Origin of the sequence: Mesorhizobium sp. M7A.F.Ca.CA.002.04.1.1 (assembly GCF_004022805.1) — a bacterium.
Lineage (GTDB): Bacteria > Pseudomonadota > Alphaproteobacteria > Rhizobiales > Rhizobiaceae > Mesorhizobium > Mesorhizobium ciceri.
On record NZ_RZPL01001092.1, the window covers coordinates 1 to 1,159 of the forward strand.

Below are 1,159 nucleotides of genomic sequence, written 5' to 3' on the forward strand. Positions count from 1 at the left end.
GGACGACATTGGCGGTGATGCCGCGCGGGCCGAGGTCACGCGCCAGCGCCTTGGTCAGGCCGACCAGCGCCGCCTTGCTGGCTGAATAGGCCGTGAGGCTGCCGTCGGCCCGCTCGGCAAGGTTGCTGCCGATCGAGATGATGCTGCCGCCCTCACCCATATGGGCGGCCGCGGCCTTGGAAGCGATGAATGGGGCCCGGAGATTGACCTCCATGGTCTCGTCGAAATCGGCGAGCGACAGCGTGTCGATTGGGGCGGCGCGCCAGATGCCGGCGCTGTTGACCAGGATGTCGAGCCGGCCAAAGGCGGTTACGGCGTCGTCGACTGCCTTGTCTAGGGCGACCGCATCGCGGTTGTCGGCTTTGATCGCGATGGCGCGGCCGCCCTTGGCCTCGATCTCGGCGACGACAGCGCGGGCCTGTTCCTCGCCATGCACATAGGTCAGCGCGACGCTGGCGCCATCGGCCGCCAGCCTCCGCGCAATCGCTGCGCCGATGCCGCGACTGCCGCCGGTGACGAGCGCGGCCTTGCCGTTCAATCTGCTGGAAGACATCGAATTCTCCTTTTATGTAATGATCGATACATAAATATCTGTCAGCCTTGCCCGCTGGCGTCAACTGAATTATGTATCGATCAACACAGAAAGAGCGTCATGTCGGAACGAGGCCGTCCCCGCACCTTCGATCGAACCGCAGCCCTGCGTTGCGCGATGCAGGTGTTTTGGGCGCGTGGTTACGAAGGTGCATCGATGAGCGAACTGACCGCCGCCATGGGCATCAACTCGCCCAGCCTCTACGCTGCCTTCGGCAGCAAGGAGGCGCTGTTCCTGGAGGCGACGGATTTTTACTCGCACACCGAGGGTGCCGACATCTGGCTGGCATTGGACGAGGCTCCGACCGCGCGGCAGGCGATCGAACAATTCCTGTGCCTGACGGCGAAAGCCTATGCGCAGAGCGATCGCCCGCAGGGCTGCCTGATCACGCTGGGCGCACTGCATCAGGATTCGAGCCGCGGCGCCATCTGCGACGATCTGCGCCGCCGTCGTGCCGAAAACCACACCGCCCTGCAAAAACGTCTGGAGCGCGGTATTGCCGAAGGCGAATTGCCGGCGGATTTCGACGCGAGCGCTGCCGCGACCTTCTTCGCCACGGTCCAGCAC

Annotated in this window: 2 protein-coding genes; one reads left to right on the forward strand and one right to left on the reverse strand. The window is 64.5% G+C overall.

Annotated features, from left to right (window positions below):
• Window positions 1–553, reverse strand: a 553-nt coding sequence (locus ENZ75_RS32400; protein WP_128278643.1) for an SDR family NAD(P)-dependent oxidoreductase, incomplete at its 3' end; no start/stop codon positions are given.
• Window positions 554–652: 99 nt separating this feature from the next.
• Between ENZ75_RS32400 and ENZ75_RS32405 the strand changes: the two genes are divergently transcribed.
• Window positions 653–1,159: TetR/AcrR family transcriptional regulator (locus ENZ75_RS32405; protein WP_164888199.1), on the forward strand; the 507-nt coding region annotated here is incomplete at its 3' end.